The organism is Bradyrhizobium sp. DN3, from assembly GCF_041357655.1.
Classification (GTDB): domain Bacteria; phylum Pseudomonadota; class Alphaproteobacteria; order Rhizobiales; family Xanthobacteraceae; genus Bradyrhizobium.
Genome location: NZ_JAULLN010000002.1, coordinates 119,502 through 132,509 on the forward strand (window position 1 = coordinate 119,502; position 13,008 = coordinate 132,509).

The 13,008-nt window shown below is 65.4% G+C and carries 15 protein-coding genes and 2 tRNA genes; 10 read left to right on the forward strand and 7 right to left on the reverse strand.

Annotated elements, in window-relative coordinates; genetic code table 11:
- The first annotated feature begins 115 nt into the window (after window positions 1-115).
- A complete protein-coding gene (locus tag AAE027_RS03855; RefSeq protein ID WP_176945671.1) occupies window positions 116-259 on the forward strand; it encodes a hypothetical protein in 144 nt (47 codons plus the stop codon).
- Between the two features lie 3 nt (window positions 260-262).
- On the opposite strand, the gene AAE027_RS03860 is transcribed toward AAE027_RS03855, so the two are convergent.
- Window positions 263-457, reverse strand: coding sequence for a hypothetical protein (locus tag AAE027_RS03860; protein WP_176945680.1), 195 nt, complete (start codon window positions 455-457; stop codon window positions 263-265).
- Between the two features lie 425 nt (window positions 458-882).
- On the opposite strand from AAE027_RS03860, the gene AAE027_RS03865 reads away from it, so the two are divergent.
- The 3 genes from AAE027_RS03865 to AAE027_RS03875 all read left to right on the forward strand — a co-directional run bounded on the left by AAE027_RS03865 (window position 883) and on the right by AAE027_RS03875 (window position 2,780).
- Window positions 883-1,602 (forward strand): class I SAM-dependent methyltransferase, encoded by a 720-nt coding sequence (locus AAE027_RS03865; protein ID WP_370985575.1) that lies wholly within the window; start codon window positions 883-885, stop codon window positions 1,600-1,602.
- A 75-nt stretch (window positions 1,603-1,677) separates the two neighbouring features.
- Window positions 1,678-2,364 carry a class I SAM-dependent methyltransferase gene (locus tag AAE027_RS03870; protein WP_370985576.1) on the forward strand — a complete coding sequence of 229 codons (687 nt, stop codon included), beginning with the start codon at window positions 1,678-1,680 and terminating at the stop codon, window positions 2,362-2,364.
- Window positions 2,361-2,780, forward strand: a complete 420-nt coding sequence (locus tag AAE027_RS03875) for a GFA family protein (RefSeq protein ID WP_370985577.1) — start codon at window positions 2,361-2,363, stop codon at window positions 2,778-2,780. Before AAE027_RS03870 ends, AAE027_RS03875 begins: the two co-directional genes overlap by 4 nt.
- 476 nt (window positions 2,781-3,256) lie before the next feature.
- Here AAE027_RS03875 and AAE027_RS03880 read toward each other — a convergent pair.
- Window positions 3,257-3,331, reverse strand: a tRNA-Thr gene (locus AAE027_RS03880).
- Between the two features lie 177 nt (window positions 3,332-3,508).
- The gene (locus tag AAE027_RS03885; RefSeq protein ID WP_091889337.1) at window positions 3,509-3,973 is read right to left on the reverse strand and encodes a hypothetical protein; all 465 of its coding nucleotides are present in this window, start codon (window positions 3,971-3,973) and stop codon (window positions 3,509-3,511) included.
- Window positions 3,974-4,255: 282 nt separating this feature from the next.
- Here AAE027_RS03885 and AAE027_RS03890 point away from each other — a divergent pair, with 282 nt between their 5' ends.
- Together AAE027_RS03890 and AAE027_RS03895 are read left to right on the forward strand one after the other, a co-directional pair.
- A complete protein-coding gene (locus tag AAE027_RS03890) occupies window positions 4,256-4,741 on the forward strand; it encodes a hypothetical protein (protein ID WP_370985578.1) in 486 nt (161 codons plus the stop codon).
- Between the two features lie 43 nt (window positions 4,742-4,784).
- Entirely contained in the window at window positions 4,785-5,273 is a 489-nt protein-coding gene (locus tag AAE027_RS03895) for a hypothetical protein (RefSeq protein ID WP_091889333.1), read from the forward strand.
- Between the two features lie 196 nt (window positions 5,274-5,469).
- Here the strand turns inward: AAE027_RS03895 and AAE027_RS03900 are convergent.
- A tRNA-Tyr gene (locus AAE027_RS03900) sits at window positions 5,470-5,555 on the reverse strand.
- Window positions 5,556-5,762: 207 nt separating this feature from the next.
- On the opposite strand from AAE027_RS03900, the gene rlmB reads away from it, so the two are divergent.
- Window positions 5,763-6,605, forward strand: a complete 843-nt coding sequence (rlmB, locus tag AAE027_RS03905) for a 23S rRNA (guanosine(2251)-2'-O)-methyltransferase RlmB (protein WP_164940296.1) — start codon at window positions 5,763-5,765, stop codon at window positions 6,603-6,605.
- 13 nt (window positions 6,606-6,618) lie between these two features.
- Here the strand turns inward: rlmB and AAE027_RS03910 are convergent, their stop codons facing one another.
- Window positions 6,619-7,650, reverse strand: a complete 1,032-nt coding sequence (locus AAE027_RS03910; RefSeq protein ID WP_370985579.1) for an LLM class flavin-dependent oxidoreductase — start codon at window positions 7,648-7,650, stop codon at window positions 6,619-6,621.
- 141 nt (window positions 7,651-7,791) lie between these two features.
- On the reverse strand, window positions 7,792-8,709 hold the full coding sequence (locus AAE027_RS03915; RefSeq protein ID WP_370985580.1) for a LysR family transcriptional regulator: 918 nt from the start codon (window positions 8,707-8,709) through the stop codon (window positions 7,792-7,794).
- 112 nt (window positions 8,710-8,821) lie between these two features.
- On the opposite strand from AAE027_RS03915, the gene AAE027_RS03920 reads away from it, so the two are divergent.
- From AAE027_RS03920 to AAE027_RS03930, 3 genes are read left to right on the forward strand one after another with little or no spacing between them, the layout of a single operon-like run.
- Window positions 8,822-10,180, forward strand: coding sequence for an MFS transporter (locus AAE027_RS03920; RefSeq protein ID WP_370985581.1), 1,359 nt, complete (start codon window positions 8,822-8,824; stop codon window positions 10,178-10,180).
- The gene (locus tag AAE027_RS03925; RefSeq protein WP_370985582.1) at window positions 10,177-10,674 is read left to right on the forward strand and encodes a GAF domain-containing protein; all 498 of its coding nucleotides are present in this window, start codon (window positions 10,177-10,179) and stop codon (window positions 10,672-10,674) included. The genes AAE027_RS03920 and AAE027_RS03925 overlap by 4 nt, the downstream gene beginning before the upstream one ends.
- A gap of 17 nt (window positions 10,675-10,691) precedes the next feature.
- Window positions 10,692-11,939: a metal-dependent hydrolase family protein gene (locus AAE027_RS03930; RefSeq protein WP_370985583.1), complete on the forward strand. Its 1,248-nt coding sequence runs from the start codon at window positions 10,692-10,694 to the stop codon at window positions 11,937-11,939.
- A 47-nt stretch (window positions 11,940-11,986) separates the two neighbouring features.
- On the opposite strand, the gene AAE027_RS03935 is transcribed toward AAE027_RS03930, so the two are convergent.
- Complete coding sequence (locus tag AAE027_RS03935; protein ID WP_370985584.1) at window positions 11,987-12,967, reverse strand: NADPH:quinone oxidoreductase family protein; 981 nt, start codon at window positions 12,965-12,967, stop codon at window positions 11,987-11,989.
- Between the last annotated feature and the right edge of the window lie 41 nt (window positions 12,968-13,008).

Sequence of the window (13,008 nt, forward strand, 5' to 3'; positions counted from 1 at the left end):
GTCGCACCCCATTCCAACAAAGCGGCCGCGCCGAATCAAGGGTCCGTTTGTAAAGGGGATTGCATATTTTTCCCGATCGCCCGACATTGGTCGGATGAATGCCGAAGACAAACGGATGGACGAAGCGGAGGGCTTGAGGCTCGTCCGCGCATTCCTGTCGCTGCCGCCCGACAAGCGGGCGGAGGTGATCGCGTTCGTCGAGGAATTGGCGCGTGCCCACGGCCGGCCCGAAAAGGGCAAGGAGATATCGCCGCAGTGATGGCTAGCGCTGGCGCGGATTGACGTTGGGCTCGAACGGCGCGCCGACCACTCGAACCGGTGTCTTCTGAGCGCTGACGTCGGTCGCCATCCGCTGGGCCACCTGCTTCGCAGGATCAGGTGACGACGCCGGTTCGAACAGCGCAACTGTGCCGGCCACGGCGCCACAGCACAGCGTCACCGTCGCCAGCAAAAACATGTTTCGGTTTTCTTCCCTGATCCGCATGGATCGAGAACCCATGACGCAGGGCTTTGGTTCCGGTCAGACCCTATCGGAGCGGCCGCCTACAAGTCCGCCCAACGCGGCCAAGCGATGGCGACTACCTGAATGGTGAAGTCCGAAAATTCCGGCGGGCCGTGTGCGCCTGGTGCGCTTGGGCGGCGGCGTATGCCCGCGGTGCCGATGCCATCTATAGCGCCAGCAGAAACCCCATTGCGATTGCAAACAGCACGGCCGTCATCACGATGGCCGTAACCGCACCGGCGGCGATCCTGGCTTTCTCTTTGAGCGTGGTGGAACGCATCGTATGCACTTGCTACCTCATGTTGAACTCTGATCCAATCTGTGCTCAGTAACTGCGCCCGCGCTGCGCGCGGCCAACCTCCATTCCTGTAGGTCTGCCTATGAACGAGGACGTCAGCGACGGCTGGGCCGCGTCCGCGGCTGCCTGGATCGTCGAGCAGGGGCAAGATGGCGACTATGGTCGCCGCTTCGTGCTGGACGCGCCGATGAGAGAGCGAATCGAAGGGCGCGGCTTTCGCAATGCGCTCGACGTCGGCTGTGGAGAAGGGCGCTTTTGCCGCATCATGCAGCGCGCCGGCATCCGTACCACCGGCATCGATCCGACCGAGGCGCTGCTCACGCGCGCCCGCGAGCTGGACCCGGATGGCGACTATCGGCTCGGCCGCGCCGAGACGATGGAGCTCGATGCGAGCTTCGACCTAGTCGTCAGCTATCTCAGTCTGATCGACATGCCCGATCTCGGTGCGGCGATCGCCAGGATGGTGGCGGTGCTGCGCCCGGGTGGCACGCTACTGATCGCCAACCTGACGAGCTTCAACACCGCTGGCCAGCCGGACGGCTGGACGCGTGATGGCGAGGGCCCGTGGCGCTTCGCGATCGACCACTATATGCAGGAGCGGCCGATCTGGGCCGCTTGGCACGGCATCCGGATCCGGAACTGGCACCGTCCGCTCAGCACCTACATGACGATGTTGCTCGATCACGGTCTCCAGTTGCGCCTGTTCGTCGAGCCGCAGCCAACGGGCGGCAGTCCCGAGCAGGTTGCCCGTCATCGCCGCGTGCCCTTCTTCCACGTCATGGAGTGGCAGAAGCCGGCCTGAGCGAAAATACAGGCGATTCCGGAGGCAACGGATCGCCTGTACACTGGGCTCGCGACTTGATTTGAGCCTAGTCCGATGATCTCCACTCGTCCTCCCGTGCTCGCCCACGAACGTTTCCTCGCCGACCGCGAGAATTTCGCCGGCCTCGATCTCGCGGCCCGCTTCGAGCGGATCGAGCGGACCAACCTCTGGGGCGCGGCCACCTCGGTGTCGGGCCTCGGCTCGGAGGACCCCGCGACCGCCGCGATCCGGGAGACGCTTGCTCCACTGCTGCAACGGCTCGGCGCGCGCTCGCTGCTCGATGCGCCCTGCGGCGATGCCGGATGGATCGGCCGCCTGAAGCTCGATGTCGATTACACCGGCATCGACATCGTGCCGTCGCTGATCGAGGCCAACCGCCGGCGTGTGGCAGGCGGTGGGTCGTCGGGCCGGTTTCTCGTTGCCGACATCACGCGCGATGCACTGCCGCGTGCGGATGTCATTCTCTGCCGGGACTGTCTGGTGCATCTGAGCTTTGCGAATATCGATCGCACCCTCGCGCGATTCCGGGAGAGCGGCGCGCGCTTGCTGCTGGCCACCACCTTTCCGGAATGGGATGCAAATCGCGATTGCGAGGACGGCGACTGGCGGGCGCTGAATATGGAGAAGCCGCCGTTCGCCTGGCCGGCGCCGCACGCGCTGATCAACGAGCGTTGCGAGGAGGGCGGTGGCGGCTGGCGCGACAAGAGCCTCGGGCTCTGGCGGCTGGAGGATGTCCGATGATCGATGCCAGATGCAGTTGCGGTGCTGTTTCACTTTCGCTTCCGGGACCGACCAGGCTGGTCGCGGCCTGTCATTGCATCGACTGCCAGCGGCGAACCGGAGCGCCGTTCGGCGTCGGTGCGTTCTACCCTGTCGAAGACGTCACGATCTCCGGCGCGCCGAAGCAGTACGCTCGCGCCGCCGCAAGCGGCGGCGAGGTCCGCTTCTATTTCTGCGCCGACTGCGGCTCGACGGTCTGCTGGAAGGCTGACAATCTGCCTGACATGATCGGCGTTGCCGTCGGCGCCATCGCGGATCCGGATTTTCCGGCGCCCGTCAGATCGGTGTTCGAGCAATCGAAACATGCCTGGGTCGAGATCGGTGGCGCCGGCGTCGCGCACTTCGAACAGGGCAGCGCGCGCAAGAGTTCAAGCTGAGGCACAGGCAGATGCCGGCGCGGCCGGTGTTCGGTCAAGGACGCTGCCGATGACTTGCGTTGGACGACGCTCCTGACGTCTGTATCGGTTCACCGGGAGCACGGTCCAGTGGCGGGTGAGGCCTGGCGAGTCCTACCGTTCCGGGAGGTGCGTCGTTGCTGGCGGTACGGGTATTGACGCGCTCTAACGTGACTGTCGATGCAACCACAATGGCGATGGCCAAGGCGACAGCGGATAGGGCTAAGGCTACCCGATCATTCGGGTCCATCGCTAGACCTCCGCGAGACGGCTCTATAGCTCAAGGATAACGGCAAACCGATGATTTAGTTCTTGCGGTGGTCGCCGATGAATAAGGAGCCGTGGCAATTGACAGGCTTCGATCCGCGGTCGCGGAGGGCGGTGGAAGCTTTGCCGCCCGGGTCGATTGCAGGTTCGACATAGCACGTCAGGCCACGACGCGGTGTCGGCTAAACCAATGGTGCCGGCTGAGGGGATTGAACCCCCGACCTTCGGTTTACAAAACCGCTGCTCTACCGCTGAGCTAAGCCGGCGACGCCTGAGAAAGCGGGCAGGGCCGGCACATGCCGGGGCCGTCCACCCGGTCGTCCACCCTTGCGCGCCGCAATATCAGACTTGGTCGGAAAGTGCCAGAACCGCGATCGCCGTCGCAAGGCATGAATCAGGCGGCCTTGCGGGCCGCCTGATGGGTCGTGTTCGATGTGAGCCGCTTACTGACAGATGTGCCGGCGGCCGTCGTCGCCCTTGAACCAGGTGCCGGGCGTGCAGACGAAGCCGTTACGCTGGGCATAGGTGCGGGTGTCCCAGCCGCGATTGTCCCACGAACGATCGTAGGCGTAGGAATTGTCCCAGGCGCGGAACGGGGCGGTTGCGATCGCGCCCGCGGTGCCGATCGCGGCACCGGCTACGCCCGCCGCGACATCGGTCGGCCAGAAGCCGGTGCGGCTCCTGTTCCAATCGTTATTCCAGTCGCCGTTGTTGGTCTGCCGATAAGACATGCGGCGATGGCGATAACCCCTGTCGGTGTACGGGTTTCCCGGTCCGAGGTTCTGGCAGTTGGCATTCGGGAACTGGGCCGAGCAGCGGGCAGGATTGTTGACCACCGCCTGTGCCATCGCGGGGCCCGCGAGAGTGGTGGTCGCGATCGCGACGGCGCCGAGGAGTTTGATGTTCATGATTGTTGGCTCCCGTTGTGGTTGAACGGGGGCTAAATGCCGAGCGCGCCGGACGTTCCGGTGAAACCGGTCGATTTTCGCAGCTGGACGGTCAAACGGATGTGAGCATACGGGTGGTTCCGGCCGGTGCGCTCGATGCCGTTAACGCTTCGCTAGTGCGCTTTGCAGCATTTGAGCACCGCGCAATCCTTGCACATTAGGCTTACCGGAAATTGGTGAGCGGGCCTTAACCCTCTCTGCGTCGCTATCGGATAGGTTGTCGCCGGATAACCGGGGCCCCTCATGCGCGCTGCGGCGCTCGCTGCCTTTCTGATCGGACTGCCTGCGACGGCGCTTGCCGACGGCGGCTTCGATATCGTCGTTCCCGGCCGTCCCGGCGTGCCGATCATCATCAACAATATCGACGCGTCCTACAGCGTCGTCGAGGGTGTCTGGGGCCTCGGCAAGAACCAGCAGGTGCAGCCCACGATCTATGGCGGGCGCTATATCGCCGAGCGGCAGCCCGACGACGTCGGCCACTATTATCCGACGCTGGGCCTGCGGCCCGGCTACGGCCGGCTCGAGGTCGAGCCGCCTGCGAACCGCAAATTGCCCAAGCCGGCCGAGAGCTACCACCAGAGCTGGGGCGCGTCGTCCGCGCCGCTGCCGCCGCAGATGGACGTGCCCGTCAATCCGCCGCCAGTGATCCTCGCGCCCGAGATCAACGACCATCCTCGGCGCCCTCGGCCACGGCCGCATACAGAGATCCCCGGCAAGCCGCCGGGTTAGCAAACGTGAAAACCCAAAAAACGGAAATCAACAGGAGAGAGTAATGCGTCAGATGATTTCGGGACTGGTCGCGGCGGCTGCCGTGATGTTCGTCGCTACCGCGCCCGCCGCGGCCTGCGGCTTCACCACGTGCGCGCCGGTTGCGCCGGTCTATTCCGGCTGCAACACCGGCTGCGGCGGCTATGGTTATGGGTACGGCTATGGCTATGGAGCCTATGAGCGCCTCGCCGAGCCGACCACGCAGTATTATTACGTCAACCAGGGGCCGACCTACACAGGCCCGGGCGCCTTCGCGCCGTATCCGACCTATCGTGAAGACGCGGTCGTCGCGCCCGCCAATTATGGCTATGGTTACGGCTATCGTGCCGCTTATCGCTATCACCGCCCGTACTATCGTCCGTATCGCTACGGCTATGGCCCGCGCTACGGCTATCTGCCGCGCGTGCACTACGGCTACGGTCCGCGCTACGGCTACGCTCATCGCCACGCACCGTATTACGGCGGCCATCGCGTGCTGCGCCGCTATTACTGATCTCTGAACGGTTGAGCCGACGAGGCGCCCGTTCGCGTGATGCGGACGGGCGTTCTGCTTTTTTGGTGTGAACGTAGTGGCGATCGGCGCTTTTGGCCGTCAGCCCGCCTGCTACGGCGTGGCAGCCTTCGCTCGCTTCGCATAATGATGTTCTAGGTTGGCTTGCCCAGCCGAAGTTCGCGAAGCGAGCGAAGGCTGGTGGGGGAGGCAGGACTCGAACCTGCGAAGCCATGAGGCGGCTGATTTACAGTCAGCTCCCTTTGCCACTCGGGACACTCCCCCGCTCGACGGCAGCACAATCGGGCCGGACCTTGCCGGCGGACCGAAGACGGCCATGGAACGTGAAGGCCGCGACAACCCGGATCGGGGCGCGACCGGGCGCGTTTATGGGCGAAGCAGTGGGGCAAAGTCAACCGAGGCGAACAGCTAAAATCGCCCCTGAAGGCACCGAAATTGCCATATTCGGGGACCCGTGACACAAGCGAGCCCATGAAGGATCGAAAATTCGGCCCCAAGGGGGCTCGCGGCGGGGCTAAGCCCTTCAACAGGCCCGGGAAATCGGCCGGCCGGCCGGCCTGGCGCGACCGCGATTCGCACCCCGACGGGCCTGTCATCCTCTATGGCTGGCACACCGTCACGATGGCGCTCGCCAACCCCCGGCGGCGGATCCGCAAGCTGACGCTGACCGAGAATGCGGCAAGGCGGCTCGCGGACGAAAACATCGCAACCCGCATCGCGCCCGAGATCGTCCGGCCCCAGGAGATCGACCGTCTGCTGTCGCCAGACGCCGTGCATCAGGGGTTGCTTGCGGAAGCCGATCCGCTGCCTTCGCCTGACATCGAGACCTTGAAGCAGGAAGGCATGGTGCTGGTGCTCGACCAGATCACCGATCCCCACAATGTCGGCGCCATCTTGCGCTCCGCCGCGGCCTTTGCGGTGAAGGCGATCGTCACCACCGCGCGTCACAGTCCGGAAGCCACCGGCGTGCTCGCGAAGGCAGCCTCCGGTGCGCTCGAGCTCGTGCCGCTCATCACCGTACAAAACCTCGCCCGCGCGCTCACCGCGCTGAACGAGCGTGGCTTTCAGACCGTCGGGCTGGACAGCGAGGGCAGTGAGGACCTCAGTGACGTCGCGCTGCGTGAGCCGCTGGCGCTGGTGCTAGGGGCCGAAGGCAAGGGCCTCAGGCAGCTGACCCGCGAGACCTGCAGCGTCGTGGCGCGGCTCGACATGCCCGGCGAGATCAAGAGCCTCAACGTCTCCAACGCCGCCGTGCTCTCGCTCTATGTCGGCGCAAGCAGGCTCGGGCTGATGAAGCAGGGCGCGACGTCGTAGACCGAAGGCAGACTTACCCGATCATCTCCCGCACCATCGGCACCACCTTGCGCCCATAAAGCTCGATGCTACGCATCAGCTTCTCGTGCGGCAAGGGACCTGCCGAATACTTCAACTGGAAGCGCGAAATGCCAAGCGCCTTCGCCGTCTTGGCGATCTTGCGCGCAACGGTCTCGGGTGAGCCGACATAGAGCGAGCCGTGCTCGGCTTCGCTGACGAACTCGTCGCGGCCCATCGGCGGCCAGCCGCGTTCCTTGCCGATGCGGTCGCGCAGGGCCTTGTAATCGGGCCACAATTCTTCACGCGCCTGTTCGTCGGTCTCGGCGACATAGCCGGGGGAATGCACGCCGATCGGCTGTGCCGGGCGGCCGAACTCTTTGAAAGCGCGATGATAGAGATCGACGTAGGGCGCAAAGCGCGCAGGGTCGCCGCCGATGATCGCGAGCATCAAGGGCAGGTCGTAATGCGCGGCGCGCACCACCGATTGCGGGCTGCCGCCGACGCCGATCCAGGTCTTCAGCGTGCCGTTCTCGACAGGGGGATAGACCAGCTGGTCCTTCAGCGGCGGGCGCAGCTTGCCCTCCCAGGTCACCGGCTGCTGCGACAAGAGCGCGGCGAACAGGTCGAGCTTCTCCTCGAACAACTCCTCGTATTTGCGCAGATCGAAGCCGAACAGCGGAAAGGATTCGGTAAACGAGCCGCGGCCGAGGATCACCTCGGCGCGGCCATTCGAGAGCGCGTCCAGCGTGGCAAAGCGCTGGAACACGCGGATCGGGTCGTCCGAGCTCAGCACCGTCACGGCCGAGCCGAGATGGATGCGCTTGGTGCGCGATGCGATGGCCGCGAGCACGGTCTCGGGCGAGGAGATCGCGAAGTCGGCGCGATGGTGTTCGCCGAGGCCGATGAAGTCGAGACCAAGCTCGTCGGCCAGCACGGCCTCATCGACGATGTTGCGGATCACCTGCGCATGCGGAAGCGTCGCGCCGGAGGCGTCCTTGGTGACGTCGCCAAAGGTATCCAGTCCGAATTCGAGCGGTGCGGTCATCGATGAGATCTCTGCGGGCGCAACTGGCGCCTGTCGTTGAGGGAGGGATCGTTTGCGGTGGAGCTAGGCCGCTGATGCCGGCGCAACAATGCTGCTTCGAGAAACGCACCGTTTCCTTTTTGGGGGGTGTTAGGTGCGTGTTCAGTCGGCGAACATCCCGACCAGCGTCTCGCGTAGCCAGCGTTGCGCCGGCACGGTGTCGTTGCGCTGGTGCCAGAACAGGCTGACGATGCGCGGCGGCGCGCGAAGCGGAAGCGGCATGGCGTGCAGGAACGGCGCGTGCCGGGATTGCGAGCGCAGGTCGCTCGGCAGCACGGCAATCAAGTCGGACTGGCGGACGACCTCGTAGGCGGCGCTGTAGTGATTGACGGTCGCGACCAGGTTGCGCGACAGGCCACGCGAGGCCAGGAAGAGATCGTAAGACGGCAAGGTCTTGCCGGCGAGACTCACATCGACGTGCCCCGCATTCAGGAAGGTCCGCGTGCTCAGCCGTTTCTGGGACGCGAGCGGATGGCCGCGCCGCATGAAGCAGGCATAGTCGACGGTCCACAGTGAGCGCGAGCGAATGGCTGCCGGCTGCTGCGCTTCGTTGACATAGACGCTGAGCACGCAATCGACCCTGTTGTCCTCGAGCTGGTCGGCGATCTCGACGACAGTATTGGGCACGGTATGGACGCGCGACTTCGGCGCAACCTTGCCGAGATGGCCGAGCAGGTTCGGCATCACCAGCGATGAGACGTAGTCCGACATCGACAGGCTGAATTCGGTCTGTGCACGTGCAGGATCGAACACCTGCTCGTCGAGCGCCCCGCGCACGCTTTCCAGGGCCTCGCCGATCGGCTCCCACAGCACGACGGCGCGCTGGGTTGGGCGGATGCCGGTGCCGGCTCGCACGAACAGGGGATCGCCGAGCGCGTCGCGCAGCCGCGCGAGCGCGTTGCTGACCGCGGGCTGGGTCATCCGCAACGCATTCGCGGCGCGCGTGACGCTGCCCTCGGTCATCAGCGCCTCGAAGACTTTCAGGAGGTTGAGGTCGAGCGCGCGGAACGACACGAACATTCACCACAGTGATATATCAGATCATAATTATAAATTATGACGATAATGTCACTTTGTCTATGGTTGCCTCCCGAGCGGCGCGCCGGGCCCGTGACAATCGAGGGGGACTTTCATGTCGATGATATCGGCGCGCATCGAGCGCCTTCCATTCGCGCGCTTCCACACGCATCTGCTGTTGATGGGCGGGCTCGGCTACATGTTCGACGCGATGGACGCGGCCGTATTGGCGTTCATCCTGCCGGTGCTGCGCACGGCCTGGAATTTGTCGAGCGTCGAGATCGGCGTGCTCGGCAGCAGCACCTATATCGGCTTCCTGTTCGGCGCGTTGCTCGCGGGCACGCTGGGCGACCTGATCGGCCGCCGGGCGGTGATGATGTCGGCGCTGGCGCTCTACTGCGCCGCATCGCTGGTCAGCGCGACGGTGGACACCTGGCCATCCTTCTTCGCCGCCCGCGTCGTCGCCGGCATGGGCACCGGTGCCGAGAGCGCGATCATCGCGCCCTATCTCGCCGAGTTCGTGGCGCGGCGCTTCCGCGGCAGCTTCACCGGCGCGCTGGCCGGCTTCTTCTCCTTCGGTTTCGTCGCGGCGGCCTTGCTCGGCTACTTCATCGTTCCCGCCTATGAAAACGGCTGGCGCATCGTGCTGGTGATCACCGCCGTGCCGGTCGTCATGCTGTTGTGGTGGCGCAGGGCGCTGCCGGAATCGCCGCGCTGGCTGGAGAGCCGGGGCAGGGGCAAGGAAGCCGAAGCCGTGCTGGACAGGATCGAAGCCGGATTCGCCCGTGAGGGTCACGCGCTGTCGCAGCCGGTCGTCGATGCGGTCAGCCCGCCCGCCGCCGGGGGAACGCTGCTAGCCAATTTCGCCGCGCTGCTCGCCGGCCGCCAGGCGCGCATCACGATCATGACCTGGATCATGTGGCTGGCGATCACCTTCAGCTATTATTCCTTCTTCGTCTGGATTCCCGGCCTCCTGGTCCAGAACGGCATGAGCATCACCAAGAGCTTCGCCTATTCGATCGCGATCTATTGCGCGCAGATTCCCGGCTATTTCAGCGCCGCCTGGTTCAACGAGCGCGTCGGCCGGCAGGCGACGATCGCGTCCTACATGGTGCTCGGCGGCGCCAGTGCGCTCGGACTCGCGTTCGCGCACAGCGACCAGCAGATCATGCTCGCGGGCATCTGCCTGTCGTTCTTCATGAACGGCACCTATGCGGGAGTCTATGCCTATACGGCGGAAGTGTTTCCGACGCCGGTCAGGACCACCGGCGCCGGCCTCGCTTCCGCGATCGGCCGCATCGGCGCGATCGTCTCGCCGATCCTGGTCGGCTATCTCTATCCCAATTTCGGCTTTGCCGGCGTGTTCGGCATCACCACCAGCGTTCTGCTGATCGGCGCGGTAACCGTTGTCCTGATGGGCGTGCGGACGCGGGGCCGCTCGTTGGAAGAGATTGCGGCGGGTGAAGTCGCATGAGGAAGGCGAGACGCCAGGCCGATCCGCTGCTCTGCAATGTGGCGGCCGCGCAGGGCAGGGTGGAGCAGCCGAATGCCCTGTTCTCGGCGCTGGACGACGCGTTGAAATCGTCGATTGGGCACAAACTGTTCACGATCCTGACCTATGACGGCGACAGCGGCGAAGCAGCGCGGGTCTATTCCAATCTCCCCGGCCCGTATCCGACCGGCGAACGCAAGCGCCTGGCGCCGGGCCCGTGGACCGAGGCCGTTCTCGATCGCGGCGAGGCCTATATCGGCCGCACGCAGGATGATTTGCGTAACGTCTTTCCCGACCACGAGCTGATCGCCTCGCTCGGCTGCGAGAGCGTGCTCAATATGCCCGTGCGCTGGCGCGGACGCACGCTCGGCTCGCTCAACCTGCTCCACGAGTCAGGCTGGTATCGCGAGGACGACGTTGCGGCGTGTCTTCCCTTTGCCCAGCTCGCGCTGCCCGCGCTGCTCATACAGTCCTGACCAGACAGGAAACGACCATGCCCAGCACGCTTTTCACGAATGCCGCTCTGCTCGATCCACTCCAGCCAGACCTCCTGGGGGGACATCACGTGCTGGTCGAGGACAATCTGATCAAGGAGGTCTCCGACCGGCCGCTCCAGGCCTCGGCCGACCGGACGATCGACCTGAAGGGCAAGACGTTGATGCCCGGCCTGATCGACCTGCATGTTCATGCGGTGGCGGTCGAGCTCAACCTGGCGCAGCAGGTGCACATGCCGAACGTGCTGGTGACGCTGCGTTCGACGCTGCTGCTGCGGGGCATGCTCCGGCGGGGCTTCACCACCGTCCGCGACGCCGGCGGCGCCGGCCATGCGTTGAAACAGGCGATCGAGACCGGCCTGACCGACGGCCCGCGGCTGTTCGTCTCCGGCCGTGCGCTGAGCCAGACCGGCGGCCACGGCGACATGCGGGCGCGCTCGGATTACCTCGCCAGCGACGCGCCGTGTCCCTGCTGCGTGCGTGTCGGCGCGCTGGCACGCGTTGCCGACGGCGTCGACGGCGTGCGCAAGGCGGCGCGCGAGGAGCTGCAGATGGGCGCCGACCAGATCAAGATCATGGCGTCCGGCGGCGTCGCCTCGCCAACCGATCCGGTCGGCGCCTTCGGCTACTCCGAGGACGAGATCCGCGCCATCGTCGAGGAGGCGCACGGGCGCCAGACCTATGTGCTGGCCCATGCCTACACCGCTGCTGCCATCGCGCGCGCCGTTCGCTGCGGCGTGCGCACGATCGAGCACGGCAATCTGGTCGATGCTCCGACCGCGCGCCTGATGGCCGAGAAGGGCGCCTATGTGGTGCCGACGCTCGTCACCTATGAAGCGCTGGCGAACGAGGGCGCCCAATACGGTCTGCCGCCCGAGAGCGTGGCCAAGATCGCCGATGTTCGCGACGCCGGTCTGCGTTCCCTCGCGATCTACCGCGACGCCGGCGTCAAGATGGGGTTCGGCAGCGACCTGCTTGGCCCGTCCCAGCGTCTCCAGAGCGACGAATTCCGCATCCGCGCCGAGATACTCGGTCCGCGCGCCGTCATTGCCAGCGCGACATTGATCGGCGCCGAGGTGCTCGGCATGGAAGGCAAGCTCGGCCGGATCGTGCCGGAATCCATCGCGGACGTTCTGGTGGTCGACGGCAATCCGCTGCGCGACGTCTCCTGCCTGCTCGGCCAGGGCGAGCACATTCCGCTGGTGATGAAGGCGGGCAGGGTCCAGTTCGACAGGCTGAACGCGTAGTTGCCGCCGCATCACGGGCATCTTCGTCCGGTGTCCGTTTGTGCGTGCTATTTCGCGATGCGCACGACCATTTTGCCGAGCGCCCCGCGCGTCTGCATGGTCCTGAACGCGTCCCGGAAATCCTCAAGCGCGAAGACGCGACCGACCACGGGCTTCAGCTGGCCGTCGGCGAGCCAGCCCGTCAGTTGCGACATCAGGCGCTTCTGCACGTCGGGCTCGCGCACCGGAATCTGCGCGAGGTCGACACCGAGCAAAGCGCCGCCTTTCAGCAGCGGCAGATTGAACGGCAGTGCGGGGATGGCGCCGGCAGCAAACCCGACCACGAGATGGCGCCCGCGCCAGGCGATGGATCGAAAGGCCTGTACTGAGATCTCGCCCCCGACAGGATCGAAGATCACGTCGGCGCCATGTCCGCCCGTCAATTCCTTGAACGTGTCGCGCCAGCCGGCCTGCGTATAATCGATCGCTGCGTCGGCGCCGTGGGCTAGCGCGAATTCGCGCTTCTCCAATGTCGATGCCGCTGCGATGACGCGCGCGCCAAGCAGTTTGCCAACCTGGATTGCCGCGATTCCCGTGCCGCCGGCCGCACCCAGCACGAGCAGTTGCTCGCCTGCGCACAGCATGGCTCGCGCGCTCAGGGCGTAGAGCGCGGTCAGATAATTGGCGCGAAACGACGCTGCGACTTCGGGCGCGATGCCGTCCGGCAAGGGGTAGACCGCTTCGGGGTTGACGACGATCTCTTCGGCGAGCGCGCCCGACCGCGTCATTCCCATCACGCGCATGCCGGGCTGGTAGCCACCCGGCCTGCCAGGCGCTTCGCTCACGATCCCGGCGAACTCCGTCCCGGGAATGAAGGGCAAGGGATCCTTGGTCTGATAGCGCCCTTCGATCTTCAAGCCGTCGACAAAGCCAATTCCCGTCGCCTCCACCAGGATGCGCAACTGTCCCGGCTCCATGACGGGCGGATAAATCTCCTTCAGCTCGATCTGATCGATCGGGGCGTATTGCTCGACGACGACGGCTTTCATGTCGGACCTCTGTTGTTCGAGCTACTCTGCCAGGTCCCGAG

What these genes read in the sequence shown, in the direction of transcription:
- AAE027_RS03855 (WP_176945671.1), top strand. Translation starts at nt 116, where the DNA reads ATGGACGAAGCGGAGGGCTTGAGGCTCGTCCGCGCATTCCTGTCGCTG.
- AAE027_RS03860 (WP_176945680.1), bottom strand. Translation starts at nt 457, where the DNA reads ATGTTTTTGCTGGCGACGGTGACGCTGTGCTGTGGCGCCGTGGCCGGC.
- AAE027_RS03865 (WP_370985575.1), top strand. Translation starts at nt 883, where the DNA reads ATGAACGAGGACGTCAGCGACGGCTGGGCCGCGTCCGCGGCTGCCTGG.
- AAE027_RS03870 (WP_370985576.1), top strand. Translation starts at nt 1,678, where the DNA reads ATGATCTCCACTCGTCCTCCCGTGCTCGCCCACGAACGTTTCCTCGCC.
- AAE027_RS03875 (WP_370985577.1), top strand. Translation starts at nt 2,361, where the DNA reads ATGATCGATGCCAGATGCAGTTGCGGTGCTGTTTCACTTTCGCTTCCG.
- AAE027_RS03885 (WP_091889337.1), bottom strand. Translation starts at nt 3,973, where the DNA reads ATGAACATCAAACTCCTCGGCGCCGTCGCGATCGCGACCACCACTCTC.
- AAE027_RS03890 (WP_370985578.1), top strand. Translation starts at nt 4,256, where the DNA reads ATGCGCGCTGCGGCGCTCGCTGCCTTTCTGATCGGACTGCCTGCGACG.
- AAE027_RS03895 (WP_091889333.1), top strand. Translation starts at nt 4,785, where the DNA reads ATGCGTCAGATGATTTCGGGACTGGTCGCGGCGGCTGCCGTGATGTTC.
- rlmB (WP_164940296.1), top strand. Translation starts at nt 5,763, where the DNA reads ATGAAGGATCGAAAATTCGGCCCCAAGGGGGCTCGCGGCGGGGCTAAG.
- AAE027_RS03910 (WP_370985579.1), bottom strand. Translation starts at nt 7,650, where the DNA reads ATGACCGCACCGCTCGAATTCGGACTGGATACCTTTGGCGACGTCACC.
- AAE027_RS03915 (WP_370985580.1), bottom strand. Translation starts at nt 8,709, where the DNA reads ATGTTCGTGTCGTTCCGCGCGCTCGACCTCAACCTCCTGAAAGTCTTC.
- AAE027_RS03920 (WP_370985581.1), top strand. Translation starts at nt 8,822, where the DNA reads ATGTCGATGATATCGGCGCGCATCGAGCGCCTTCCATTCGCGCGCTTC.
- AAE027_RS03925 (WP_370985582.1), top strand. Translation starts at nt 10,177, where the DNA reads ATGAGGAAGGCGAGACGCCAGGCCGATCCGCTGCTCTGCAATGTGGCG.
- AAE027_RS03930 (WP_370985583.1), top strand. Translation starts at nt 10,692, where the DNA reads ATGCCCAGCACGCTTTTCACGAATGCCGCTCTGCTCGATCCACTCCAG.
- AAE027_RS03935 (WP_370985584.1), bottom strand. Translation starts at nt 12,967, where the DNA reads ATGAAAGCCGTCGTCGTCGAGCAATACGCCCCGATCGATCAGATCGAG.